Source organism: Oryzihumus sp., assembly GCF_036391795.1.
Lineage (GTDB): Bacteria > Actinomycetota > Actinomycetes > Actinomycetales > Dermatophilaceae > Oryzihumus.
This window is the reverse complement of record NZ_DASVZH010000043.1, coordinates 26,578-49,715: the sequence shown is the minus strand read 5'-3', so window position 1 is coordinate 49,715 and position 23,138 is coordinate 26,578. Positions and strand designations below refer to the sequence as shown.

Annotated in this window: 23 protein-coding genes and 1 pseudogene; 18 read left to right on the top strand and 6 right to left on the bottom strand. The window is 72.9% G+C overall.

Annotated elements, in window-relative coordinates; translation table 11 throughout:
• Together VF825_RS02650 and VF825_RS02645 are read left to right on the top strand one after the other, a co-directional pair.
• Positions 1 to 540, top strand: a pseudogene (locus tag VF825_RS02650) (methionine synthase); the annotation flags it as partial.
• Between the two features lie 8 nt (positions 541 to 548).
• A complete protein-coding gene (locus VF825_RS02645; protein WP_331109850.1) occupies positions 549 to 1,538 on the top strand; it encodes a DMT family transporter in 990 nt (329 codons plus the stop codon).
• A 44-nt stretch (positions 1,539 to 1,582) separates the two neighbouring features.
• On the opposite strand, the gene VF825_RS02640 is transcribed toward VF825_RS02645, so the two are convergent.
• The 3 genes from VF825_RS02640 to VF825_RS02630 all read right to left on the bottom strand — a co-directional run bounded on the left by VF825_RS02640 (position 1,583) and on the right by VF825_RS02630 (position 2,859).
• Positions 1,583 to 1,990: a VOC family protein gene (locus tag VF825_RS02640; protein ID WP_331109848.1), complete on the bottom strand. Its 408-nt coding sequence runs from the start codon at positions 1,988 to 1,990 to the stop codon at positions 1,583 to 1,585.
• Positions 1,987 to 2,277: an ArsR/SmtB family transcription factor gene (locus VF825_RS02635; protein ID WP_331109845.1), complete on the bottom strand. Its 291-nt coding sequence runs from the start codon at positions 2,275 to 2,277 to the stop codon at positions 1,987 to 1,989. Before VF825_RS02635 ends, VF825_RS02640 begins: the two co-directional genes overlap by 4 nt.
• A gap of 87 nt (positions 2,278 to 2,364) precedes the next feature.
• A complete protein-coding gene (locus tag VF825_RS02630) occupies positions 2,365 to 2,859 on the bottom strand; it encodes a GNAT family N-acetyltransferase (protein WP_331109843.1) in 495 nt (164 codons plus the stop codon).
• 111 nt (positions 2,860 to 2,970) lie between these two features.
• On the opposite strand from VF825_RS02630, the gene ligA reads away from it, so the two are divergent.
• The 4 genes from ligA to gatB all read left to right on the top strand — a co-directional run bounded on the left by ligA (position 2,971) and on the right by gatB (position 8,652).
• The gene (gene ligA / locus VF825_RS02625; protein WP_331109841.1) at positions 2,971 to 5,070 is read left to right on the top strand and encodes an NAD-dependent DNA ligase LigA; all 2,100 of its coding nucleotides are present in this window, start codon (positions 2,971 to 2,973) and stop codon (positions 5,068 to 5,070) included.
• Between the two features lie 148 nt (positions 5,071 to 5,218).
• Complete coding sequence (gene gatC, locus VF825_RS02620; RefSeq protein ID WP_141789059.1) at positions 5,219 to 5,515, top strand: Asp-tRNA(Asn)/Glu-tRNA(Gln) amidotransferase subunit GatC; 297 nt, start codon at positions 5,219 to 5,221, stop codon at positions 5,513 to 5,515.
• Between the two features lie 69 nt (positions 5,516 to 5,584).
• Positions 5,585 to 7,126: an Asp-tRNA(Asn)/Glu-tRNA(Gln) amidotransferase subunit GatA gene (gene gatA / locus VF825_RS02615; RefSeq protein ID WP_331109837.1), complete on the top strand. Its 1,542-nt coding sequence runs from the start codon at positions 5,585 to 5,587 to the stop codon at positions 7,124 to 7,126.
• The gene (gatB, locus tag VF825_RS02610; protein ID WP_331109835.1) at positions 7,123 to 8,652 is read left to right on the top strand and encodes an Asp-tRNA(Asn)/Glu-tRNA(Gln) amidotransferase subunit GatB; all 1,530 of its coding nucleotides are present in this window, start codon (positions 7,123 to 7,125) and stop codon (positions 8,650 to 8,652) included. The genes gatA and gatB overlap by 4 nt, the downstream gene beginning before the upstream one ends.
• 273 nt (positions 8,653 to 8,925) lie before the next feature.
• Here gatB and VF825_RS02605 read toward each other — a convergent pair whose 3' ends face one another.
• Positions 8,926 to 9,894 carry a PQQ-dependent sugar dehydrogenase gene (locus VF825_RS02605; protein ID WP_331109833.1) on the bottom strand — a complete coding sequence of 323 codons (969 nt, stop codon included), beginning with the start codon at positions 9,892 to 9,894 and terminating at the stop codon, positions 8,926 to 8,928.
• Between VF825_RS02605 and VF825_RS02600 the strand changes: the two genes are divergently transcribed.
• The 5 genes from VF825_RS02600 (at position 9,887) to VF825_RS02580 (ending at position 12,755) form a co-directional block, all read left to right on the top strand.
• Positions 9,887 to 10,138, top strand: coding sequence for a hypothetical protein (locus VF825_RS02600; protein WP_331109831.1), 252 nt, complete (start codon positions 9,887 to 9,889; stop codon positions 10,136 to 10,138). The genes VF825_RS02605 and VF825_RS02600 overlap by 8 nt on opposite strands.
• A gap of 107 nt (positions 10,139 to 10,245) precedes the next feature.
• Positions 10,246 to 10,407: a hypothetical protein gene (locus VF825_RS02595; protein WP_331109829.1), complete on the top strand. Its 162-nt coding sequence runs from the start codon at positions 10,246 to 10,248 to the stop codon at positions 10,405 to 10,407.
• A 10-nt stretch (positions 10,408 to 10,417) separates the two neighbouring features.
• Positions 10,418 to 11,344 carry a 2-hydroxyacid dehydrogenase gene (locus tag VF825_RS02590; RefSeq protein ID WP_331109827.1) on the top strand — a complete coding sequence of 309 codons (927 nt, stop codon included), beginning with the start codon at positions 10,418 to 10,420 and terminating at the stop codon, positions 11,342 to 11,344.
• Positions 11,345 to 11,385: 41 nt separating this feature from the next.
• A complete protein-coding gene (locus tag VF825_RS02585; protein ID WP_331109825.1) occupies positions 11,386 to 12,468 on the top strand; it encodes an exo-alpha-sialidase in 1,083 nt (360 codons plus the stop codon).
• On the top strand, positions 12,465 to 12,755 hold the full coding sequence (locus VF825_RS02580) for a ubiquitin-like small modifier protein 1 (RefSeq protein WP_221632528.1): 291 nt from the start codon (positions 12,465 to 12,467) through the stop codon (positions 12,753 to 12,755). Before VF825_RS02585 ends, VF825_RS02580 begins: the two co-directional genes overlap by 4 nt.
• A gap of 1 nt (position 12,756) precedes the next feature.
• Here the strand turns inward: VF825_RS02580 and VF825_RS02575 are convergent, their stop codons facing one another.
• Together VF825_RS02575 and VF825_RS02570 are read right to left on the bottom strand one after the other, a co-directional pair.
• Positions 12,757 to 13,416 (bottom strand): dienelactone hydrolase family protein, encoded by a 660-nt coding sequence (locus tag VF825_RS02575; RefSeq protein ID WP_331109821.1) that lies wholly within the window; start codon positions 13,414 to 13,416, stop codon positions 12,757 to 12,759.
• 56 nt (positions 13,417 to 13,472) lie between these two features.
• The gene (locus tag VF825_RS02570) at positions 13,473 to 14,141 is read right to left on the bottom strand and encodes a TetR/AcrR family transcriptional regulator (RefSeq protein WP_331109819.1); all 669 of its coding nucleotides are present in this window, start codon (positions 14,139 to 14,141) and stop codon (positions 13,473 to 13,475) included.
• A gap of 62 nt (positions 14,142 to 14,203) precedes the next feature.
• On the opposite strand from VF825_RS02570, the gene VF825_RS02565 reads away from it, so the two are divergent.
• From VF825_RS02565 to ilvC, 7 genes are all read left to right on the top strand, one after another.
• On the top strand, positions 14,204 to 14,824 hold the full coding sequence (locus tag VF825_RS02565; RefSeq protein WP_331109817.1) for a hypothetical protein: 621 nt from the start codon (positions 14,204 to 14,206) through the stop codon (positions 14,822 to 14,824).
• Positions 14,821 to 16,884 carry a YhgE/Pip domain-containing protein gene (locus VF825_RS02560; protein WP_331109815.1) on the top strand — a complete coding sequence of 688 codons (2,064 nt, stop codon included), beginning with the start codon at positions 14,821 to 14,823 and terminating at the stop codon, positions 16,882 to 16,884. Before VF825_RS02565 ends, VF825_RS02560 begins: the two co-directional genes overlap by 4 nt.
• A 40-nt stretch (positions 16,885 to 16,924) precedes the next feature.
• On the top strand, positions 16,925 to 17,446 hold the full coding sequence (locus VF825_RS02555; protein WP_331109813.1) for a histidine phosphatase family protein: 522 nt from the start codon (positions 16,925 to 16,927) through the stop codon (positions 17,444 to 17,446).
• A 65-nt stretch (positions 17,447 to 17,511) separates the two neighbouring features.
• Complete coding sequence (gene ilvD, locus VF825_RS02550) at positions 17,512 to 19,230, top strand: dihydroxy-acid dehydratase (RefSeq protein WP_331109811.1); 1,719 nt, start codon at positions 17,512 to 17,514, stop codon at positions 19,228 to 19,230.
• Positions 19,231 to 19,516: 286 nt separating this feature from the next.
• Positions 19,517 to 21,355 carry an acetolactate synthase large subunit gene (locus VF825_RS02545; RefSeq protein ID WP_414695749.1) on the top strand — a complete coding sequence of 613 codons (1,839 nt, stop codon included), beginning with the start codon at positions 19,517 to 19,519 and terminating at the stop codon, positions 21,353 to 21,355.
• A gap of 67 nt (positions 21,356 to 21,422) precedes the next feature.
• Positions 21,423 to 21,935: an acetolactate synthase small subunit gene (gene ilvN / locus VF825_RS02540; RefSeq protein ID WP_141789047.1), complete on the top strand. Its 513-nt coding sequence runs from the start codon at positions 21,423 to 21,425 to the stop codon at positions 21,933 to 21,935.
• 76 nt (positions 21,936 to 22,011) lie between these two features.
• Positions 22,012 to 23,040 carry a ketol-acid reductoisomerase gene (gene ilvC, locus VF825_RS02535; protein WP_331109807.1) on the top strand — a complete coding sequence of 343 codons (1,029 nt, stop codon included), beginning with the start codon at positions 22,012 to 22,014 and terminating at the stop codon, positions 23,038 to 23,040.
• Positions 23,041 to 23,138 lie beyond the last annotated feature (98 nt).

Sequence of the window (23,138 nt, the reverse complement as noted above, 5' to 3'; positions counted from 1 at the left end):
CGGCTGGTGCCGGGGGCCTCCTTCGTGGTCCAGGTCGACGAACCCGGCCTGCCAGGCGTGCTGGCCGGGTCGCTGCCGACGGTGTCCGGCTTCGGCCGGATCCGCGCCGTCGACCCGCAGGTCGCCGCAGCCGGGCTGCGTGAGGTCCTCGCGGCCGTGGGGGAGCGGCCCACCGTCATCCACTGCTGCGCACCGGCGGTGCCGCTGCCGCTGCTGCGCTCGACCGGTGCGCGCGCGATCTCCCTGGACGCCTCCCTCGTGCGCTCCGCCGGCTGGGAGTCGATCGCGGCGACGGTCGAGGACGGCGTCGGGCTGTGGGCCGGGCTCGTGCCCACCGACGACGAGCAGCCGCGGGTCACCGAGCTGACCAGCCGCCTCGTCTCCGCCTGGCGGGGGGTGGGGCTGCCGCTGTCCGACCTGGCCGAGGTGACCGTCACCCCGGCGTGCGGCCTGGCCGGGCTCACACCACAGGGGGCCCGCGACGTTCAACGGGCGACCGTGCACATCGCGCAGGAGCTGACCGAGAGATCCGGGGGCTGAAGACCACCATGACCGCACTGACCCGCCCGTTGCCGGGCCCCAACGCGCCGTCGGCCCGGACCACCCGGGTGCCGTGGCAGGCCAAGTTCCTGGCCCTGTCCGTCATCTGGGGCTCGAGCTTCCTGTTCATGAAGGTGGGGCTGCGCTCCCTGGCGCCGCTGCAGATCTCCGGGTTCCGCATCCTCAGCGGGGCGCTCGTGCTGACCGTCCTGCTCCTGGTGACGCGCGGGCGGCTGCCGCACCAACGGCATACCTGGGCGCACCTGTTCGTCTCGGCGTTCTTCCTGTGCACGCTGCCGTTCAGCCTGTTCGCCCTGGGGGAGGAGCGGGTCAGCTCGGCGCTGGCCGGCATCGGCAACGCGACCACGCCGATCGCCACGGTGCTCTTCGCCCTGCTCCTGCTGCCCTCCGACCGGATCGCGCTGGGCAAGGTCCTCGGCGTGCTGTCCGGCTTCCTTGGCGTGCTGGTGATCATGCAGCCGTGGCAGGCCGCCGGTCGTCCCGACCTCATCGGCTTCGGCATGACCCTGGTGGCCGGCGCGTCCTACGGGATCGGCTGGACCTACAACCGGCGGTTCCTGGCCAAGGCCGACCTCGGTGGGCTGGCGCAGCCAGCCGCGCAGCTGATCATCGCCTCAGGGCAGATGGTGGTCGTGCTGCTCGTGTGGTGGCTGATGAACCGTGGGCACCTCGCGACGCCGTGGTCGCTGCACTCGGCCCCGTCGGCGGCGCTCGGCCCGCTGCTGGCCGTGACCGCACTCGGGGTGGTCGGCACCGGCATCGCCTACTCGTTCCACTTCGACGTGGTCCGCGCGGCCGGCCCGACCGTGGGCTCGACCGTGACCTACCTGATCCCGGTCGTGTCCGTGGCGCTCGGCGTGCTGCTGCTGCACGAGCACCTGCAGTGGCCGCAGGCCCTCGGCGCGGCCATCGTGCTCTCGGCGGCCGTGCTCATCCAGCGCCCGGTCCGCAAGCCCCCGGTCACCGCCGCGACCTGAGCAGGAGAGCGCACACAGCACGGAGTCGCGGAGGCGGGCACCGGTCAGTCGCCGGCCCGGGTGTCGCGCTTCTCGGTGATGAGCTGGACGAGGTTGCCGCAGGTGTCGTCGAAGACGGCCACCACGGCCGAGCCGATGTCGGTCGGGGCCTGGGTGAAGGTGACCCCGAGGCCCACGAGGCGGTCATGCTCGGCGGCGACGTCGTCGACGGCGAACTGGGCAAGGGGGATCCCGTCGTTCGCGAGGGCCTCCCGGTACGGACGGACGGCAGGGTGGTCGGAGGGTTCCAGCAGGAGCTGCGGGCCGTCCTGGTCCTCAGGGGAGACCACGGTGAGCCAGAAGCTGTCACCGAGGGGGATGTCGTGGTGGACCGTGAACCCGAGGACGTTCGTGTAGAAGTCGAGAGCGGCTCGCTGGTCGTCGACATAGATGCTGGTGAGCCGGATCTTCATTGGGTGTCCTCTCGGCGCTCCGGCAGTCGCCACCGGTCGGCGATGACTGCGAGGGGTTCGGCGTTGACGTAGTGGAGCTTGGTCCTGCCCCGTCGCTCGGTCGTCACCAGGCCGGCGCTCTCCAAGATGGCGAGGTGCTGCGAGATCGCCTGCCGGGTCGAGCCGAGACCGTGCTGGGTGGTGAGGATCGAGCACAGCCCGAACAGGCTCTGGCCGTCATGGCGGACGAGCACGTCGAGGATCAGCCGTCTCGTCTCGTCGTCGAGCGCCCGGTAGACATCCGCCATGTCTCCACCGTAGGCAAGCGGCTACTTGCACTTCAAGCATGATTCGTGGGCTGGGCGTGTGCATCGCGCGGGCGACGACCGCTCAGCTCAGAGGTCGAGGCGGTAGGCCAGCAGGTCCACGCCGGGGACGGGGGACCAGTCCCGCTCGGGGGTGCGGCGGAAGCCGTGCCGCTCGTAGATGCGGTGGGCGGCGGTCATGCCCGGCTGGGTGGAGAGCACCACGGCGCGGGCGCCGACCCGGCGGGCCTCGTCCAGGCAGGCTCGCACGAGCGAGTCGCCGACGCCCCGGCCGCGGGCCCGGGGTGAGACCGCGAGCATCCGGAACTCCGCCTCGCCCTCGCGGGAGAGCTCGGCCATCGGGCTGCCCGCCACGGCGAAGGTCACCGTGCCGACCGGCTCGTCGTCCTCGTCCACGGCGACCAGCAGCAGGGCGTCCTGCGAACGGCCGCCGGCGTCGGCCAGGCGCACCGTGTAGTCCGCGTCCGCCGGGATGTGCCCGTCGTCGACGTAGGCCCGCACGGTGAGCGCCCCGACGGCGTCGTGGTCGCGCGGCTCGGCACGGCGGACGGTGTAGTCGGACACCCCCACATTGTGCGCACCCCGAGCACAGCCCGACCCGTGCGTCCGGCAGCCGGTACCGCGCCCGTGGGACCCGGCCCGGTCGCCCTCCGGTTGTCGGTCCGGTGCGGCAGGATGTGGCCTGTGACCGACCTGCCCACCGACGTTCCCGACGACGCCCGCCACGAGTGGACCGCGCTCGCGGAGGAGGTGCGCGGGCACCAGTTCGCCTACTACGTGCGCGACGCCCCGACCATCAGCGACGGGGAGTACGACGCGCTGATGCGCCGGCTGGAGGTCCTCGAGGAGCAGTACCCCGAGCTGCGCACCCCCGACAGCCCGACCCAGCAGGTGGGCGGCACCTTCTCCACCGAGTTCACCGCGGTCGACCACCTCGAGCGCATGATGAGCCTGGACAACGCGTTCAGTGCCGAGGAGCTCACCGCGTGGGCCGCGCGGGTCGACCGCGACGCCGGCACGGCATACCACCTGCTGTGCGAGCTCAAGATCGACGGCCTGGCGGTCAACCTGCTCTACGAGCGCGGCCGGCTGGTGCGGGCCGCGACCCGCGGCGACGGCCGCACCGGCGAGGACGTCACCCACAACGTGCGCACCATCGACGGCGTCCCGCACGCGCTCGAGGGCGACGGGCACCCCGAGCGGATGGAGGTGCGCGGGGAGGTGTTCTTCCCCGTCGCCGCGTTCGAGGAGCTCAACGCCGGCCTGGTCGAGGCCGGCAAGGCGCCGTTCGCCAACCCGCGCAACGCCGCCGCCGGCTCGCTGCGCCAGAAGGACCCACGGGTCACCGCCTCCCGGCCGCTGCAGATGCTGGTCCACGGCATCGGCGCCCGCGACGGCTTCGAGATCGAGCGGCAGTCCGACGCCTACGCCCTGCTGCGCGACTGGGGCCTGCCCGTCTCGCAGCGCTACAAGGTCGTCGACGGGCTGCCCGAGGTGCAGGACTACATCGACTACTACGGCGAGCACCGCCACTCGGTCGAGCACGAGCTCGACGGCATCGTCATCAAGGTCGACGAGGTGTCGGTGCAGCGCCGGCTCGGGTCGACCAGCCGGGCACCTCGGTGGGCGATCGCGTTCAAGTACCCGCCCGAGGAGGTCAACACCAAGCTCCTCGACATCCGGGTCAACGTCGGGCGCACCGGCCGGGTCACCCCATTCGGCGTGATGACCCCGGTCAAGGTGAGCGGCTCCACCGTCGAGATGGCCACGCTGCACAACGCCTTCGAGGTCAAGCGCAAGGGCGTGCTCATCGGCGACACGGTCGTGCTGCGCAAGGCCGGCGACGTCATCCCCGAGATCGTCGGACCCGTGGTCGACCTGCGCGACGGCACCGAGCGGGAGTTCGTCATGCCGACGCACTGCCCCGAGTGCGGCACCGAGCTCGCCCCGCAGAAGGAGGGCGACAAGGACATCCGCTGCCCCAACAGCCAGTACTGCCCCGCGCAGCTGCGCGAGCGGGTCTTCGGCATGGCCGGCCGCGGCGCGTTCGACATCGAGGCGCTCGGCTGGGAGGGCGCCATCGCACTGCTGGAGTCCGGCGTCATCGCCGACGAGGGCGACATCTTCTCCCTGACCGAGGACGACATCGCCCGGGTCCCGCTCTACACCCGTGCCGCGAAGAAGGGCGAGGTCGAGGGCGACCCCGAGGGCGCCCGGGTGCTCTCGGCCAACGGCAAGCGCCTGGTCGCCAACCTCGAGGCCGCCAAGGCCCAGCCGCTGTGGCGGGTGCTCGTCGCCTTGTCGATCCGCCACGTCGGGCCGACCGCGGCCCGGGCGCTGGCCGGCCACTTCGGTTCCCTGGACGCCATCCGCACCGCCGGGCTGGAGGAGCTCGCCGGGGTCGAGGGCGTCGGTCCGGTCATCGCGGAGGCGGTCACCGAGTGGTTCACCGTCGACTGGCACGTCGCCATCGTCGACAAGTGGGCCAAGGCCGGCGTGCGCATGGCCGACGAGGTCGACGAGTCCACGCCCAGGACGCTCGCCGGCCTGACCATCGTGGTCACCGGGTCGCTGGAGGGGTTCTCCCGCGACGAGGCCAAGGAGGCGATCCTGGCCCGCGGCGGCAAGGCGGCCGGGTCGGTGTCCAAGAAGACCGACTACGTCGTCGTCGGCGAGAACGCCGGGTCCAAGGCCGACAAGGCCCAGGAGCTGGGGCTGACCATCCTCGACGAGGCCGGGTTCCGCCGGCTGCTGGAGACCGGCAGCGCCGACTGACGCGCCCGGCCGGGCCGCCTCTCCTCGCGCCGGTGTGGCGCCGCGCCCCCAGGTGGGCCGGGGGGCGTGGCGGCCACCCGGCATACCGGCCGGTCCATGCCCCGTGCACCCGCAGGACGGCGCGCGGCCGCCCCCTAGACTGAGGCCCATGTCCGCTCTCACCCGCGACGAGGTCGCCCATCTGGCCATGCTCGCGCGCATCAACCTCAGCGACGCCGAGCTCGACAAGATGGCCGGCGAGCTGGCGGTCATCCTCGACTCGGTCGCCCGCGTGGGCGAGGTTGCTGCCGACGACATCCCGCCGACGTCCCACCCCCTGCCGCTGACCAACGTCACGCGGCGGGACGAGGTGCGCCCGAGCCTCGGGGCCGACGTGGCCCTCGCCGGCGCGCCCGCCGCGGAGCAGCAGCGCTTCTCCGTGCCGCGCATCCTCGACGAGGACTGACGCGGCGGCGGTGCCCCGCGTGCCGCCCCTGCCCGAGACCGTCTGCCGCATCCTGACCAAAGGTTCACCGTGACTTCCGACATCACCCGCGCGAGCGCCGCCGAGCTGGCGGACGCGCTCTCCCGCAAGGACATCAGCGCGGTCGAGGCCACCCAGGCCCACCTCGACCGGATCGCCGCCGTCGACGGCGCCGTCCATGCCTTCCTGCACGTGGACACCGACGGCGCGCTCGCCGCCGCGAAGGACATCGACCAGCGCCGCGCCGCGGGGGAGGACCTGCACGTCCTCGCCGGCGTGCCGATCGCGGTCAAGGACGTCGTGGCCACCAAGGGCCTGCCGACCACGGCCGGCTCCAGGATCCTCGAGGGCTGGGTCCCGCCGTACGACGCCACCCTGGTCAGCAAGCTCAAGGCGGCGGGCATGCCGATCCTGGGCAAGACCAACCTGGACGAGTTCGCCATGGGCTCCTCCACCGAGCACTCGGCCTACGGCCCCTCGCGCAACCCGTGGGACCTCGACCGCATCCCCGGCGGCTCCGGTGGTGGCTCCTCGGCGGCCGTCGCCGCGTTCGAGGCGCCGCTGGCGATCGGCACCGACACCGGTGGCTCGATCCGCCAGCCGGCGGCGGTCACCGGCACCGTGGGCACCAAGCCGACCTACGGCGGCGTCTCCCGCTACGGCCTCATCGCGCTGGCCAGCAGCCTCGACCAGGCCGGCCCCTGCACCCGTACTGTGCTCGACGCGGCGCTGCTGCACTCGGTCATCGGCGGGCACGACCCGATGGACTCCACCTCGATCGACGCCCCGGTGCCGCCCGTCCTGGAGGCGGCGCGTCGCGCCGACGTCAAGGGCATGCGCATCGGCGTGGTCAAGGAGCTCGGCGGCGAGGGCTACCAGGCCGGCGTCCGCCAGCGCTTCGAGGAGTCCGTGCAGCTGCTGGTCGACGCCGGGGCCGAGGTCGTCGAGGTCTCCTGCCCGCACTTCGAGTACGCCCTCGCGGCCTACTACCTCATCCTGCCCAGCGAGGCGTCCTCCAACCTGGCCAAGTTCGACGCGATGCGCTACGGCCTGCGCGTGCTGCCGGAGGGGGTCGACGACCCCAGCGCCGAGCAGGTCATGGCGGCCACCCGCGAGGCCGGCTTCGGCGACGAGGTCAAGCGACGCATCATCCTGGGCACCTATGCGCTGTCCAGCGGCTACTACGACGCCTACTACGGGCAGGCGCAGAAGGTCCGCACGCTGATCTCGCGTGACTTCGCCGCCGCGTTCGAGAAGGTCGACGTGCTCGTCTCGCCGACCGCGCCGACCACCGCGTTCAAGATCGGGGAGAAGCTCGAGGACCCGATGGCGATGTACCTCAACGACATCGCGACCATCCCGGCCAACCTCGCCGGCGTGCCCGGCATGTCGCTGCCCAGCGGCCTGGCCCCCGAGGACGGGCTGCCCACCGGCATCCAGATCCTCGCCCCGGCCACCCAGGACGAGCGCCTGTACGGCGTGGGCGCGGCGCTCGAGGGCATGCTCTCCGACCGCTGGGGCGGGCACCTGCTCGCGCAGGCCCCCGACCTCGCCGACCTGACCTCCGCCGTCGCCAAGGAGGCGCGCGCATGACCACCACCACCGCTGCCGAGCCGGTCCTCGACTACGCCGAGGCGCTGGCCTCCTTCGACCCGGTGATGGGCCTCGAGGTCCACGTCGAGCTCAACACCGCGACCAAGATGTTCTGTGGCTGCGCCACCGAGTTCGGTGCCGAGCCCAACTCCCAGGTCTGTCCGGTCTGCCTCGGCCTGCCCGGCGCCCTGCCGGTCGTCAACGACAAGGCCGTGGAGTCGGCGATCCGCATCGGCCTGGCGCTGAACTGCGAGATCGCCGAGTGGTGCCGGTTCGCCCGGAAGAACTACTTCTACCCGGACATGCCGAAGAACTTCCAGACCTCGCAGTACGACGAGCCGATCGCCTTCAACGGCTACCTGGACGTGGAGCTCGAGGACGGCACGACGTACCGCGTGGAGATCGAGCGCGCCCACATGGAGGAGGACACCGGCAAGTCGCTGCACGTCGGTGGCGCCACCGGCCGCATCCACGGCGCCGAGTACTCCCTGGTCGACTACAACCGGGCCGGCATCCCCCTGATCGAGATCGTCACCAAGCCGCTGGTCGGCGCGGGGGAGCGGGCCCCGGAGGTGGCCCGTGCCTACGTCGCCACCCTGCGCGACCTGCTGCGGGCGCTGCACGTCAGCGACGTGCGCATGGAGCAGGGCTCGCTGCGCTGCGACGCCAACGTCTCGCTGCGGGCCAGGGCCGACGACCAGCAGGCCGTGCCCTTCGGCACCCGCACCGAGACCAAGAACGTCAACTCGCTGCGCTCGGTGGAGCGCGCGGTGCGCTACGAGATCACCCGCCAGGCGGCGATCCTGACCGGTGGCGGCTCCATCACCCAGGAGACGAGGCACTGGCACGAGGACACCGGCGTCACCACCTCGGGCCGCGTGAAGTCCGACGCCGAGGACTACCGCTACTTCCCCGAGCCCGACCTGGTGCCGGTCGCCCCGACCCGCGAGCTGGTCGAGGACCTGCGCGAGACGCTGCCCGAGCCGCCGGCCCAGCGCCGTCGCCGGCTTCAGGGCGACTGGGGCTTCTCAGACCTGGAGATGCGTGACGTCGTCAACGCCGGTGCGGTCGAGCTCATCGAGGAGACCGTGGACGCCGGGGCGTCGCCGTCCGGGGCGCGCAAGTGGTGGTCCGGTGAGCTGGCCCGTCGCGCCAACGCCGAGGGCCGTGACGTGGCCGACTTCGGCGTCACACCGGCGCACATCGCCGAGCTCGACGGACTCGTGGCCTCCGGCCGGCTCAACGACTCGATGGCCCGTCAGGTCCTCGAGGGTGTCATCGCCGGCGAGGGCACGCCGACCGAGGTGGCCGACGCGCGCGGGCTGCAGCTCGTCAGCGACGACGGCGCGCTCGGCGCGGCGGTCGACACCGTGATCGCGGCGAACCCGGACGTGGCCGCCAAGATCCGCGACGGCAAGGTCCAGGCCGCCGGCGCGCTGATCGGCCAGGTCATGAAGGAGATGAAGGGCCAGGCCGACGCGGCCAAGGTCCGCACGCTGATCCTGGAGAAGCTCGGGGTCTCCTGATCGTCCTCGGATGCTGCCCCGGACGACGACCACTTGGGTCGTCGGCCGGGGCAGTTGCTCTTGGGCCTGCTCGCACGCTCCCTTGACGGCCCGGCGAGCCACTGCCCCGGCCTCCTCAGCGATCGGCACGGCGGGTCCCGGCTTGCCCCCGCCGCCGTGGCCTCAGACTTCACGGTGGGCTCGACGGGGCGACCTTCACCAGCCGGGGACGGTGGCAGAACAGTGGCGTCGGTGCGGCTCGTACCCTGCGCCGGTGAGGCTCCCGCCGTGCCCTCACGGCAGCGCCTGGCGGAACCAGTCGGTCGGGAGGATGACGATGCGGTCGTCCCCGGGCCGAGGGGTGCCACGGAAGGTGTTGCTGGTGACCAGCCACAGCCGCCCGTCGGGCGCGGAGACGACCGTGCGCAGGCGCCCGTAGCTGCGGTAGAGCAGCCGGCGCGGCTGTCCCGCGGACGTGCCGCCGTCGAGCGGCACCCGCCACAGGCACTCCCCGCGCAGCGCCGCGAGGTACGCCGCGCCGTCGGCCCCGATCGCCAGCCCGCTGGGGGAGGCGTCGTCGGTGGGCCACTGCACCAGCGGGTCCACGAAGCCGGCGCGGTGGCCGATGCCCTCCACCAGCGGCCACCCGTAGTTGGCGCCCGGCCGGATGAGGTTGAGCTCGTCCCAGGTGTCCTGCCCGAACTCGCTGGCGTACATCCGCCCGTGCGCGTCCCAGGCGATGCCCTGCACGTTGCGGTGGCCCAGGGTCCACACCGGCGACCCCGGGAACGGGTTGCCGGGCGCCGGTGCGCCGTCGGCGGTGACCCGCAGGATCTTCCCGCCCAGGGAGCCGCGGTCCTGCGCGTTGGGCCGGATCCCGGCATCGCCGGTGGTGACGTAGAGGTAGCCGTCCGGGCCGAACGCCAGCCGTCCGCCGTTGTGGTTGCCGGCCTTCGGGATGCCGCTGAGGATGACTCGTTCCGCGCGAAGGACGTTGTCGCGCAACGACATCCGGAGCACACGGTTGTCCCCGGCGGCTGTCGTGTAGACGAACAGCTGGTGGTCCGAGGCGAAGTGGGGGGACAGCGCGATACCGAGGAGCCCACCCTCCCCGCCAGGGACGACCCCGGGCACCCGGCCGAGGACGCGCGGACGCGCGCCCGGCCGGACCAGCAGCACGCGGGCGGTATCGCGTTCGGTCACCAGCGCGCTGCCGTCACCGAGCAGGGCCAGACCCCAGGGCACGGACAGCCCCGTGGCCACCGTCGTCGTCGTGCTGACCGGGGACGGGGTCGGTGAGGGCGGCGAGGTCGTCGCAGGAGGTGGCGGCGACGCCGGTGCGGGGGAGGTTCCTGCGGCCGTCGGGGCGCTGGAGACCACAGGCCCGGCCGGGGTGCCCGAGGTGCACCCGGCCAGGGCCACCGCCGTCGCGACGAGCACCGCCGCGGTCGCCCGCATGGCACTGATTCTCGCAGTCGGGGAATACCAGCGCGCCCTGGCGCCTTGAACACCATGGACAGCACGCGAGCAGCGTTGCTGGCCAACCCCCTTGCTCATCGCGGGACCGACTCGTCGGCACCCGCGATCTGACGACCCCAGGAGGCCGCTGTGACCATGAACGCCACCCCGACCCGAATCTATGCGGCCCCCACCACCGACGCCACCACCTGCACCCCGCGCCTGCAGGTCCCCCGTCACCCGCGGGTGCGCTTCGCCCTGTCGGAGCGGGCCGCCCGCCGTCACCTCGAGCAGTTCGAGGGCAAGCAGGGCCGGTAACGTCGGGCGCATGCCCGTCATCTCCCTGCCCGACGCGACATGGTCGGGTCTGGTCGGCGCGCTGGCCGGGGTCGAGGTCGTCCACTGGGACATGACCGGCCCCGCGCCGCGCGCCGACGAGCTCGAGCTGGTGGTGCCGCCCTACCTCGGGGCGCGCGAGCACCTGCGCGACCTGCGTGAACTGCCCCGGCTGCGTCTCGTGCAGCTGCTGACGGCGGGCTACGACGACGCCCTGCCGCACGTCGGGCCGGGGGTGCAGCTGGCCAACGCCGCCGGGGTGCACGACGCCTCCACCGCCGAGCTCGCCGTGGGCCTCACCCTGGCCGCCGAGCGTGGCCTGCCGGAGTTCGTGGCGGCCCAGGCGCGCTCGCAGTGGCTGCCCACGACGATCCGCGGCTCGCTGGCCGACAAGAAGGTCCTGGTCCTCGGCTACGGCTCGATCGGGCATGCCGTCGCTCGCCGGATGGCGCCGTTCGAGGTCAGCCTGACCGCGGTCGCCTCCCGCGCCCGGGCCGGCGACGAGCTCGTCCCGAGCGTGCACGGCATCGACGAGCTCCCCGACCTGCTGCCCCAGCAGGACGTGGTCGTGGTCATCGTGCCGCTCACCGAGGCGACCACGGGCCTGGTGGACGCCGGCTTCCTCGCCGCGATGAAGCCCGGTGCGCTGCTGGTCAACGTGGCTCGCGGCAAGGTGGTCGACACCGACGCCCTCGTCTCCGCCCTGCAGGAGGGCCGGGTGCGGGCCGCCCTCGACGTCACCGACCCCGAGCCGTTGCCCGGCGACCACCCGCTCTGGCAGGCCCCGGGCGTGCTGATCAGCCCACACGTCGGCGGTGCCACCGACGCCTTCGCCCCGAGGGCGGCACGTCTGCTGCGTGAGCAGCTCTCCGCCTTCGTCGGCGGCCGGCCGCTGCTGAACGTGGTCCACACCGGCTGAACCCGTTGCCGCTGTCGGTCCCGCGGTCCAGACTGCGAGACATGACGCAGACTGTGGTGGGGATCGGGACGCGCAAGGGGCTCTGGCTGGCGCGCAGTGAGGACAGGCGGACGTGGTCCCTGGAGGGGCCGCAGTTCATGATGCGCGAGGTGCCGAGCATCGCCTTCGACACGCGCGAGGGGCGGGACCGCGTCCTGGTGGGCGTGCGCTCGGAGCACTGGGGGCCGACCGTGATGCGTAGCGAGGACGGCGGCCGGTCCTGGGACGAGACGCCGGAGGGTGCGATCCGCTTCCCCGAGGCCACCGGCGCGGCGCTCGCCCGGGTCTGGCAGCTGGTCCCCGACCCGCACGACGCCGACGTGGTCTGGGCCGGCACCGAGCCCCACGGCCTGTGGCGCAGCGACGACGGCGGGCGCACCTTCGAGCTGGTGCGCGGCCTGTGGGACCACCCGCACCGCCCTGAGTGGGGTGAGGGCGCAGGCGGCGGGGCCATCCACACGATCCTGCCCGACCCACGCTCCGCCGAGTCCATGCTCGTGGCCATGAGCACCGGCGGGGTCTACCGCACCGCCGACGCCGGGCGCACGTGGGAGGCCAGCAACCGCGGGATCAAGGCGTCCTTCTACCCCGACCCGTTCCCCGAGTTCGGCCAGTGCGTCCACAAGGTGGCCCGCGACGCCGCCGAGCCCTCGCGCCTCTACGCGCAGAACCATCACGGGGTCTACCGATCCGACGACGACGGCACCTCGTGGGAGTCGATCGCGGAGGGGCTGCCCACCGACTTCGGCTTCGTCATGCAGGCCCACCCGCACCGCGGCGACAGCGTCTGGGTCGTGCCGATCACCTCCGACCGTGAGCACGTGCCACCGCACGGCGAGCTGCAGGTGCAGCACACCACCGACGCCGGCCGGACCTGGCAGGTCCACCGTTCCGGCCTGCCGCAGCCGTCGTGGACCTGCGTCCTGCGCGACGCGTCCGGCGTCGACTCCCAGGAGGACACCGGCTTCTACTTCGGCACGCGCAATGGCGACGTCTACGCCTCCACCGATGGCGGGGCCTCGTTCACCCGGATCGCCGAGCAGCTGCCCGACGTGCTGTGCGTGCGGGCGGTGGACCTGCCGTGAGCCCCGACGTGCGGGTGGTCCTGCCCGGCGTGCTGCGCGAGCTCGCCGGCGGGCAGGCCGAGCTCGACGTCCCCTGCGAGGAGGGCGCCGTCGTCCGGGACGTGCTCGACCGGGCGCTGGCCGACCGGCCGCTGCTGGGCGCCCGGGTGCGCGACGAGACCGGCGCGATGCGTCGTCACGTCAACGTCTTCCTCGACGGCCGCGACGTCCGGTTCGACGCGGGTCAGGACACCCCGGTGCGCGCCGGCGGTGTCATCCACATCCTGCCGTCGGTCTCCGGCGGCTGAGTCACTCCGCCGGGGCCACGAGGTGGGTGACGAACCACGTCGCGGCGTGGTCGGCCACCTGCTCCAGTGTTCCCGGCTCCTCGAACAGGTGCGTCGCGCCCGGCACGACCACCAGGTCGGCCCGGGGCAGGGCGGCGAGGGCGCGCCGGTTGAGCCGCAGCACGACCTCGTCATGGGCGCCGACGAGGAGCAGCACGGGGCAGCTGACCGCCCCGAGCGCCTCCCCGGCCAGGTCGACCCGCCCGCCCCGGGAGACGACCGCCCGGACCGCCGGGGACCCGGCGGCGGCGATGAGTGCGGCGGCCGCCCCGGTGCTCGCGCCGAAGAGGCCCAGCGCCAGCGTGCCGAGCACGGGCTGCCGGCCGACCCAGCGGGCGGCGCCGGAGAGCCGGTGCGCCAGCAGGGGGATGTCGAACCGGTAGCTGCCGTCGCGTGAGTCGACCCGCTCCTCGTCCTCGGTGAGCAGGTCGAGCAGCACGGTGGCGAGCCCGCGGTCCTGCAGCGCCCTCGCGACCTGCCGGTTGCGCGGGCTGTGCCGGCTGCTGCCGCTGCCGTGGGCGAACATCACCACTCCCGTCGCCCGGTCGGGCAGCGAGACGTCAGCCTCGAGGGTGACGTCGTTCCCCACCGAGACTGCCCGGGTCGTGACGCGGTGCACCACGAGGCCCAGTATCCGGCGGCCGGTCGCCCCCGGTTCCCACCGAAGGTCCCGGTGGGTCAGCCCTCGGCCGGTCCCTCCGAGACGGCCGCCAGGACCAGCGGCAGGAAGCGCCGCTCGAGGCTGCCACGCGGCACCTGCCGGGGTTCGAGCAGGTGCTGGGCCATGCCGCCCTGGTAGACCGCCAGCGCGAGCCGCACGAACTCCTCCGGCGTCACCGAGAGCTCGACCCCGTGCTCCTGCGCGATGCGCCGCACGAGGCGGGCCAGCTGGCGACGGACCTGTGCCTGCTGTCGGGCCCAGGCCTTGCCGGCCTCCTTGTCGCGGATCGCGTGGAGGGTGAACTCGGTCTGCAGGAGGAACCACTGCTCCTGGGCCTGCGGACTCTCCGCCCAGACGTCGAAGACCCCTTCGAGGATGGTCTCGGGGTCGGCCGACTCCCGCGCTGCGAGCTGTTCCACCCGTTCTGCGAGCCGGGCCACGTGCTGCTCGTACAGCGCCAGGACGAGGTCGTCCCTGGAGCCGAAGTTGGAGTAGAAGGCCCCGCGGGTGAAGCCGGCCCGCTCGCAGATGTCCTCGACGCTGGCGCCGTGGAAGCCACGGTCGGCGAAGACCTCGGTGGCCGCCCTGAGCAGCCGGGCCCGGGTGGCCTCACGCCGGGCGGTCCGCGGCGCCGCGGAGCCGGCTGTGGTGGGGGAGGTCACGCCCGGGCCGGTCGCTCGCGTCATGACGAGAGAATACACTTGCGTATTGAATACATATCTGTATCGAAACGGATGGGTGGTGCGACGTGCACATCCACGTCGAGGACGTCGAGCTGGCCGGCAGCCACGCCCCGCTGCTGCTGCCGACCTCGCTGGAGGCGCGCAGCGGTGAGGTGACCCTGGTGGCCGGGGACCCGGGATACGGACACGTGGGCCTGGCCCTGGCCATCGCGGGACGCATGGTCCCGGCCGCGGGTCGGGTGCTCGTCGACGGCGCCGATGACCGGGTGCGGCTCCAGCGGGCCGTCGCCCTGGTGGACCTGGCCGGGGTCAGCGAGCCCGACGGCGGGCTGCCGGTGAGCGCCGTCCTCGCCGAGGAGCTCGCTCTCGCGGGTCGGCCGGCGCGCCGGCGCGACGTCCTGGCCTTCCTCGGACAGCACGAGGCGGGCGAGCTGGTGGGGGAGCGCTGGGAGCACGTGCCGGCGGGGCTGCGCACCGCCTGGCTGGCCGAGCTCGCCGGCAGCCGCCCGGGGGTGGAGGCGCTCGTCCTGGCCAACCCCGACCGCTTCGGCGGCGACCCGTTCGCATGGTGGTCGGTCGCCCACGGGCTCGCTGCCCGCGGCCTCGCGGTCGTCGTGCAGTGCACCCACGCCTCGGCCCGCCTGTTGCGCCACCCCGTCCACCACGAGCTGGGAGCCTCCGCATGACTGCCCTGCGCCTCGCCCTCAACGAGCTGCGCCGCCTCACCTCCGGCAAGCTGCCGCGGATGGCGCTCGCCGCGGTGGTGCTCGTCCCCACGATCTACGCCGGGCTCTACCTCTACGCCAACAAGGACCCGTACGGCGGGCTGCGCCGGGTTCCTGCCGCCGTGGTCGTCGAGGACGCCGGCACCACCCTGGCCAACGGCGAGCGGCTCGACGCCGGCCCGCAGGTGGGCCATGACCTCGTCGCCTCGCGCAGCTTCGACTGGCATCGGGTCTCCCGGGCGGAGGCCGTGCGCGGGGTGGCCGAGGACCGCTACGACTTCGCCCTCATCGTGCCGCGCGACTTCTCCGCCGCCCTGGCCTCCAGTGCCGAGTTCCACCCCCGGCAGGCGCAGCTGGAGATCGAGACCAACGACGCCAACAACTACCTCGCGCACACGATCGCCAACAACGTCGTGGCGCAGGTGACGAAGTCCGTCGCCGAGAAGGTCAGCTCGACCGCGGCCAACCAGCTGCTGCTGGGCTTCTCCACGATCCACGACAAGGTCGAGCAGGCCAGCGCCGGCGCCGGCCGGCTTGCGGACGGGCTCGGCACCGCCGAGCAGGGCTCGGCCGACCTCGCGGGCGGCGCCGGCCGCCTGGTCGCCGGCGAGCGGGACCTGGTCTCCGGCACCGACAGGCTCGCCACCGGCATCGACCGGGCGGACAGCGGTGCGCACCGGCTCAGCGACGGCACCGGGCGGCTGGCCGACGGCCTCGCCACGATGGATCGGCAGACCGCGTCCCTGCCCGCGCAGACCCGGGCACTGGCCGACGGTGCGCAGCAGGTGGCCGACGGCAACGCGCGGATGGCGGCCGGCGCCCGCGACGTCGCCGCGGCCTCGCAGCGCCTCGCCGACTCGGTGAGCGGGACGAACGGCACCCTGGCCGCCGCGCTGCGGGCGCAGGGGCTTGACGATGCCCAGGTCGCGCAGGTCCTCGCCGTGACCAGCCGGCTCAGCGCGCCGGTGAGCGACGCCAACACCCGCGTGCAGCAGGCGACCGGCCAGTTCACCGCGCTCTCCGACGGGTCCAACCAGGTGGCGGCGGGCGCGCGCCGGCTCGCCGACGCCGCCGGGCCGCTGCACTCCGGCATCCACCAGGCCTCGACCGGGGCCGCGCAGGCGCACCGCGGCGCCTCGTCCCTGGCCGGCGGGCTGGACCAGCTCTCCACCGGCGCGCACCGGCTCCAGTCCGGCCAGCGCCAGGCCCTCGACGGAGCGCAGCAGCTGCGGTCCGGCGCCGACAGGCTGCACGGCGGCCTCAGCACGCTGCGCGACGGCGCGGACCGGCTGCACACCGGTCTGGCCCAGGGGCTGCGGTCGATCCCCGACCCCAGCGCCGCCAACCGCAAGGCCATCGCCCAGACCATCGGCGACCCCGTGGGCGTGCGCAACACCAGCCAGGCCAGCGCCGGGAGCTACGGCGCCGGGCTCGCCCCGTTCTTCCTGTGCCTGGCCCTGTGGATCGGCGCCTATGTGATGTTCCTGCTCGTGCGCCCGCTGTCCACCCGGGCGATGGTCGCCGGCCAGCCCGCGTGGCGGGTCGCGCTCGGCGGCTGGCTGCCGACAGTGGTCATCGGTGCGGCCCAGGTGGCCGTCGTGCTCGCCGTGGTGTTCCTCGGCATCGACCTGCACGCCGCGCACCCGCTCGGGGTCGTCGGCCTGGCCCTGCTCACCTCGGCGACCTTCGTGGCGATCCTGCACCTGCTCGCCGCGCGGCTGGGGTCGGTCGGCAAGTTCCTCGGCCTGGTGCTCCTGGTGCTCCAGCTGGTCAGCTCCGGCGGCACCTTCCCCTGGCAGACGCTGCCCCTGCCGCTGCACGCCCTGCACCACGTGCTGCCGATGGGCTACGCCATCGACGGCCTGCGGCACCTCATGTACGGCGGGTCCCTCACCTCCGTGGGCCGGGACGTCGCGGTGCTCCTGGCCTACCTCCTGCTGGCGCTCGCCGGGTCCAGCGCGACCGCCCGGCGCGCCCGGGTGTGGACCGCGGCCCGGGTCAAGCCCGAGCTGGTGCTGTGAACCACTGGCGCGTCGGCGGTTGCTTCGGGATCCTCGGAGGGTGACCGTCGCAGACCGAACGTTGATCCTGCTGCGCCACTCCAAGGCCGAGCACGGCGGGGGGACGCCTGACATGGAACGCCCGCTGTCCCCGCGCGGGCAACGCGACGCCGAGGCCGTCGGCCAGTGGTTCGCCGAGCAGGACCTCGTGGCCGACCTCGTGGTCTGCTCCCCGTCGGTGCGCACCCGCCAGACGTGGGAGACCGCCGCGGAGGCCGGGGCCGAGGCAGGCGACGTCTGGTACGACCGGCGCGTCTACGACGCCAGCTCCGACGAGCTGCTCGACGTGGTGCGGGAGGTGCCCGAGGACGCGACGGTGGTCGTGCTCGTGGGCCACGCACCCGGCATACCGGCCCTGGTCGGCGACCTCGCCGTCAGTGGGGGAGGCTCGGAGCGCGCCTGGGCGCGCCTGGACGACGGCCTGCCCACCTCGGGGATCGCGGTGCTGTCGTTCACCGGCAGCTGGGCCGAGCTCGGGCCGGAGGACGCCGTGCTGGAGGACGTCCTCGCCCCGCGTGGCTGAGCCGCCACGACCGTTGGCCGAGACGGCCGTCCCAGCCCTCGGACGCCGGGTCCTATGATCCGGTCATGACGCAGACGCCGACCACTGCCCAGGGCACGCCCGACATCAAGCCACGCAGCCGCGACGTCACCGACGGCCTCGAGAAGGCCGCCGCGCGGGGGATGCTCCGGGCCGTCGGCATGGGCGACGAGGACTTCGCCAAGCCCCAGATCGGCGTCGCCAGCTCGTGGAACGAGATCACCCCCTGCAACCTGTCCCTGGACCGGCTGGCCAAGGCCGTCAAGGACGGCGTGCACGCCGGCGGCGGCTACCCGCTGGAGTTCGGCACGATCAGCGTCAGCGACGGCATCTCGATGGGCCACGAGGGCATGCACTTCTCCCTGGTCAGCCGCGAGGTCATCGCCGACTCGGTCGAGACGGTCATGCAGGCCGAGCGCCTCGACGGCAGCGTGCTGCTCGCCGGGTGCGACAAGTCCCTGCCGGGCATGCTCATGGCCGCCGCGCGCCTCGACCTGGCCAGCGTGTTCCTGTATGCCGGGTCGATCCTGCCCGGGATCGCCAAGCTCAGTGACGGCACGGAGAAGACCGTCACGATCATCGACGCGTTCGAGGCCGTCGGGGCCTGCGCCGCCGGCCGGATGAGCCGTGAGGACGTCGACGCGATCGAGCGGGCCATCTGCCCGGGCGAGGGCGCCTGCGGCGGCATGTACACCGCCAACACCATGGCCAGCGTCGCCGAGGCGATGGGCATGAGCCTGCCCGGCAGCGCCGCGCCGCCGGCCACCGACCGGCGTCGGGACGGCTTCGCCCGGCGCTCGGGCGAGGCCGTCGTGGAGCTGCTGCGCCGGGGGATCACCGCGCGCCAGATCATGACCCGCGAGGCGTTCGAGAACGCCATCGCCGTGGTCATGGCCTTCGGCGGCTCGACCAACGCCGTGCTGCACCTGCTGGCCATCGCCCACGAGGCCGAGGTCGAGCTGAGCATCGAGGACTTCCAGCGGATCGGCGCGCGCGTGCCGCACCTGGCCGACGTCAAGCCGTTCGGGCAGTACGTCATGACCGACATCGACCGGGTCGGGGGAGTGCCGGTGGTGATGCGCGCCCTGCTGGACGCCGGCCTGCTGCACGGTGACTGCCTCACCGTCACCGGCCGCACCGTCGCCGAGAACCTCGCCCACATCCGCCCGCCGGACCCCGACGGCCACGTGCTGCGCGCCGTCGGCTCCCCGATCCACGCGACCGGTGGCCTGACCATCCTCAAGGGGTCGCTGGCGCCGGAGGGTGCCGTGGTCAAGACGGCCGGCTTCGACGAGACCGTCTTCGAGGGCACCGCCCGGGTCTTCGACGGGGAGCGGGCCGCGATGGACGCGGTCGAGGCGGGCGGCCTCGCGGCCGGCGACGTCGTCGTCATCCGCTACGAGGGGCCCAAGGGGGGTCCGGGGATGCGCGAGATGCTCGCGGTCACCGGCGCGATCAAGGGCGCCGGCCTGGGCAAGGACGTGCTGCTGCTGACCGACGGGCGCTTCTCCGGCGGCACCACCGGCCTGTGCGTCGGCCACGTGGCGCCCGAGGCGGTGGACGCCGGGCCGATCGCCTTCGTCCGTGACGGCGACCGGATCCGCCTCGACGTGGCGTCCGGGACGCTCGACCTGCTGGTGGCCGAGGAGGAGCTGGCGCAGCGGGCCCAGGGCTTCGAGCCGCCCGCGGGCAAGTACCCCCGGGGCGTCCTGGCGAAGTACCGCAAGCTGGTCCAGAGCGCGTCCAAGGGCGCCGTCTGCGGCTGACCGGAGGGGGAGGTGCAGGGATGGGCGTCCCACTAAACGGACGCCCATCCCAGATGCTGGGACGAAGGAGGGGGCCGATTGACACCCTTTCGGCCGGGGGCGCAAGGTGGGGCCGTGGCCCTGAACCTCGTACTCGCCCAGCGCGCCGACTGAACCGCCAGTCAGCGCGCTGCCCCTCCTGTCCGCCACCGGACCGAGGGGCTTTTTTGTCGGCGGAGCACGACTCAGGCAGCACCACCACGCACCCGCGGGTGCACCAGACAGGACGTGAAAAAGGGTGACGACAGTGACCGACGGAACCGCCTCCGGGCCCGGCTCGAGGCCCGAGCCGCACGCCCCCTCGCCCGCCGACCTGGCCGGCAGCCGCCACCGTGGCAGCGTCACGGTCACCGGCGCCCAGAGCCTGGTCCTCTCGCTCGAGTCCGTCGGCGTCGACACCGTCTTCGGCATCCCCGGCGGGGCGATCCTGCCGGCCTATGACCCGCTGCTGGACTCCACCAAGGTCCGCCACATCCTCGTCCGGCACGAGCAGGGGGCCGGGCACGCCGCGGAGGGCTACGCCGCCGCGACGGGCAAGGTCGGGGTCTGCATGGCCACCAGCGGCCCGGGGGCGACCAACCTCGTGACGGCGATCGCCGACGCCTACATGGACTCGGTCCCGATCGTCGCGATCACCGGCCAGGTGTCCTCCAGCGCGATCGGCACCGACGCCTTCCAGGAGGCGGACATCCGCGGCATCACGATGCCGATCACCAAGCACAACTACCTGGTCACCGACCCGGCGCAGATCCCGCGGGCGATCGCCGAGGCGTTCCACATCGCCTCCACCGGCCGGCCCGGTCCGGTGCTGGTCGACATCAGCAAGGACGCCCTGCAGGCCCAGACCACCTTCGAGTGGCCACCGAAGATCGAGCTGCCCGGCTACCGCCCGGTGGCGCGCCCGCACAACAAGCAGATCCGCGAGGCTGCGCGCCTCATCGCCGAGTCGCGTCGCCCCGTGCTCTACGTCGGCGGTGGCGTGATCCGTGCCGGGGCCAGTGATGCGCTGCGCGAGCTCGTCGAGCTCACCCAGATCCCCGTGGTCACCACCCTCATGGCCCGCGGCAGCGTGCCGGACCGCCACCCGCTCAACCTCGGTATGCCGGGCATGCACGGCACGGTCGCGGCCGTCACCGGCCTGCAGAAGGCCGACCTGCTCATCACGCTCGGCGCCCGCTTCGACGACCGGGTCACCGGGCAGCTGTCGACGTTCGCCCCGCACGCCAAGGTGATCCACGCCGACATCGACCCGGCCGAGATCTCCAAGAACCGCATCGCGGACGTGCCGATCGTGGGGGACTGCAAGGACGTCATCCACGAGCTGCTCGGCGCGATCCGGGCCGACCACGAGGCCGGCCAGCGCGGCGACTACACCTCGTGGCACGAGCAGGTGCAGGAGTGGAAGTCCACCTACCCGCTGGGCTACACCGCCCCCGAGGGTGACTCGGTCGCCCCGCAGCACGTCATCGAGCGCATCGGGGCGATCAGCGGACCGGAGTCGGTGTTCGTCGCCGGCGTGGGCCAGCACCAGATGTGGGCGGCGCAGTTCATCAGCTACGAGCGGCCCAACAGCTGGGTCAACTCCGGTGGCCTGGGCACGATGGGCTTCGCGGTCCCCGCGGCGATGGGGGCCAAGGTCGCCGAGCCGCAGCGCACCGTGTGGGCGATCGACGGCGACGGCTGCTTCCAGATGACCAACCAGGAGCTGGCCACCTGCGTCATCAACAACATCCCGATCAAGGTCGCGGTGATCAACAACTCCAGCCTGGGCATGGTCCGGCAGTGGCAGACGCTCTTCTACAACGAGCGCTACTCCAACACCGACCTGCACACCAGCGTCGAGCGGCGGGTGCCCGACTTCGTCAAGCTCGCCGACGCCTACGGCTGCGTGGGCCTGCGCTGCGAGACCCCCGACCAGGTCGACGCCACGATCGCCAAGGCGATGGAGATCAACGACGTGCCCGTGGTCGTGGACTTCGTCGTCCACCGCGACGCGATGGTGTGGCCGATGGTCCCGGCGGGCGTGAGCAACGACAAGATCCAGACGGCTCGCGGGATGACCCCGGTCTGGGAGCGCGAGGAGTGAAGCGCGTGAGGATCGCAGCGAAGCGAGGACCGGAGCGCGTGCGCACGGCGAGCAGAGGGAGCGTGGAATGAGCAAGCACACCCTGTCGGTGCTGGTCGAGAACAAGCCCGGCGTGCTCGCGCGCATCGCCGGTCTCTTCTCCCGGCGCGGCTTCAACATCGACTCCCTCGCGGTCGGCCCGACCGAGCACCCGGAGATCTCCCGGATGACGGTCGTGGTCGACGTGGAGGACCTGCCGCTGGAGCAGGTGACCAAGCAGCTGAACAAGCTCATCGAGGTGCTCAAGGTCGTCGAGCTCGACCGGACCGCCTCGGTGCAGCGCGAGATCCTGCTGGTCAAGGTCAAGGCCGACCTGTCCAGCCGGTCCCACGTGCTGGAGACCGCCCAGCTGTTCCGGGCCAAGGTCGTCGACGTCGCTCCCGACGCCGTGACCATCGAGGCCACCGGCAACAGCGACAAGCTCGAGGCGCTGCTGCGCGTCCTGGAGCCGTTCGGCATCAAGGAGCTCGTGCAGTCCGGCATGGTCGCCATCGGCCGCGGACCGCGCTCCATCACCGACCGTGCCCTGCGGTCCGCCTGAGCGACCCACCCGCCCGGGTGACCACACGGCATACCCGCACCACCGCCTGTTCCACCAAACCGAAGGAGTGGCCGACGTGGCCGAGATGTTCTACGACGACGACGCTGACCTGTCCGTGATCCAGGGCCGCAAGGTCGCCGTCATCGGGTACGGCAGCCAGGGGCACGCCCACGCGCTCAACCTGCGCGACTCCGGCGTCGACGTGCGCGTCGGCCTGGCCGAGGGCAGCCGTTCGAAGGCCAAGGCCGAGGCCGAGGGCCTGCGGGTCCTGCCGGTCGCCGAGGCGGTGCAGGAGGCCGACCTCATCGTCATCCTCACCCCCGACCAGGTGCAGCGGAAGGTCTACGCCGAGTCGATCGAGCCGCACCTCAAGGACGGCGCCGCGTTGTTCTTCGGGCACGGCTTCAACATCCGCTTCGGCTACATCCAGGCCCCCGAGGGCGTCGACGTGGCCATGGTCGCCCCCAAGGGCCCGGGCCACCTGGTCCGCCGCGAGTACGTCGACGGCCGCGGCGTGCCCGTGCTCGTCGCCGTCGAGAAGGACGCCTCCGGCAAGGCCTGGGACCTGGCGAGGTCCTACGCCAAGGCGATCGGCGGCCTGCGCGCCGGCGGCATCAAGACGACCTTCACCGAGGAGACCGAGACCGACCTGTTCGGCGAGCAGGCGGTGCTCTGCGGTGGCGCCTCGCAGCTGGTGCAGTACGGCTTCGAGACCCTCATCGAGGCCGGCTACCAGCCTGAGGTGGCCTACTTCGAGTGCCTGCACGAGCTCAAGCTCATCGTCGACCTCATGTACGAGGGCGGCATCGCCAAGCAGCGCTGGTCGGTCTCGGACACGGCCGAGTACGGCGACTACGTCTCCGGCCCGCGGGTGATCGACGCCCACGTGAAGGAGAACATGAAGGCGGTCCTGAAGGACATCCAGGACGGTACCTTCGCCCAGCGCTTCATCGACGACCAGGATGCCGGCTCCCCGGAGTTCCAGGCCCTGCGCGCCAAGGGTGAGCAGCACCCGATCGAGAAGACCGGCCGGGAGCTGCGCGGCCTGATGAGCTGGATCAAGCCGGCCGACAGCGACTACACCGAGGGCACCGCCGCCCGCTGAGGCGGCACCGGCGGCGGCGCGCCCCCGCGCGCCCGGGGCACCCGGCACACCGACGAGGGACTGGTCATTTCGTGTGATCAGTCCCTCGTCGCGTGCGG

Coding starts and splice junctions, on each gene's coding strand:
- VF825_RS02645 (WP_331109850.1), top strand. CDS start 549: ATGACCGCACTGACCCGCCCGTTGCCGGGCCCCAACGCGCCGTCGGCC.
- VF825_RS02640 (WP_331109848.1), bottom strand. CDS start 1,990: ATGAAGATCCGGCTCACCAGCATCTATGTCGACGACCAGCGAGCCGCT.
- VF825_RS02635 (WP_331109845.1), bottom strand. CDS start 2,277: ATGGCGGATGTCTACCGGGCGCTCGACGACGAGACGAGACGGCTGATC.
- ligA (WP_331109841.1), top strand. CDS start 2,971: ATGTGGCCTGTGACCGACCTGCCCACCGACGTTCCCGACGACGCCCGC.
- gatC (WP_141789059.1), top strand. CDS start 5,219: ATGTCCGCTCTCACCCGCGACGAGGTCGCCCATCTGGCCATGCTCGCG.
- gatB (WP_331109835.1), top strand. CDS start 7,123: ATGACCACCACCACCGCTGCCGAGCCGGTCCTCGACTACGCCGAGGCG.
- VF825_RS02595 (WP_331109829.1), top strand. CDS start 10,246: ATGAACGCCACCCCGACCCGAATCTATGCGGCCCCCACCACCGACGCC.
- VF825_RS02590 (WP_331109827.1), top strand. CDS start 10,418: ATGCCCGTCATCTCCCTGCCCGACGCGACATGGTCGGGTCTGGTCGGC.
- VF825_RS02585 (WP_331109825.1), top strand. CDS start 11,386: ATGACGCAGACTGTGGTGGGGATCGGGACGCGCAAGGGGCTCTGGCTG.
- VF825_RS02570 (WP_331109819.1), bottom strand. CDS start 14,141: ATGACGCGAGCGACCGGCCCGGGCGTGACCTCCCCCACCACAGCCGGC.
- VF825_RS02560 (WP_331109815.1), top strand. CDS start 14,821: ATGACTGCCCTGCGCCTCGCCCTCAACGAGCTGCGCCGCCTCACCTCC.
- ilvD (WP_331109811.1), top strand. CDS start 17,512: ATGACGCAGACGCCGACCACTGCCCAGGGCACGCCCGACATCAAGCCA.
- ilvN (WP_141789047.1), top strand. CDS start 21,423: ATGAGCAAGCACACCCTGTCGGTGCTGGTCGAGAACAAGCCCGGCGTG.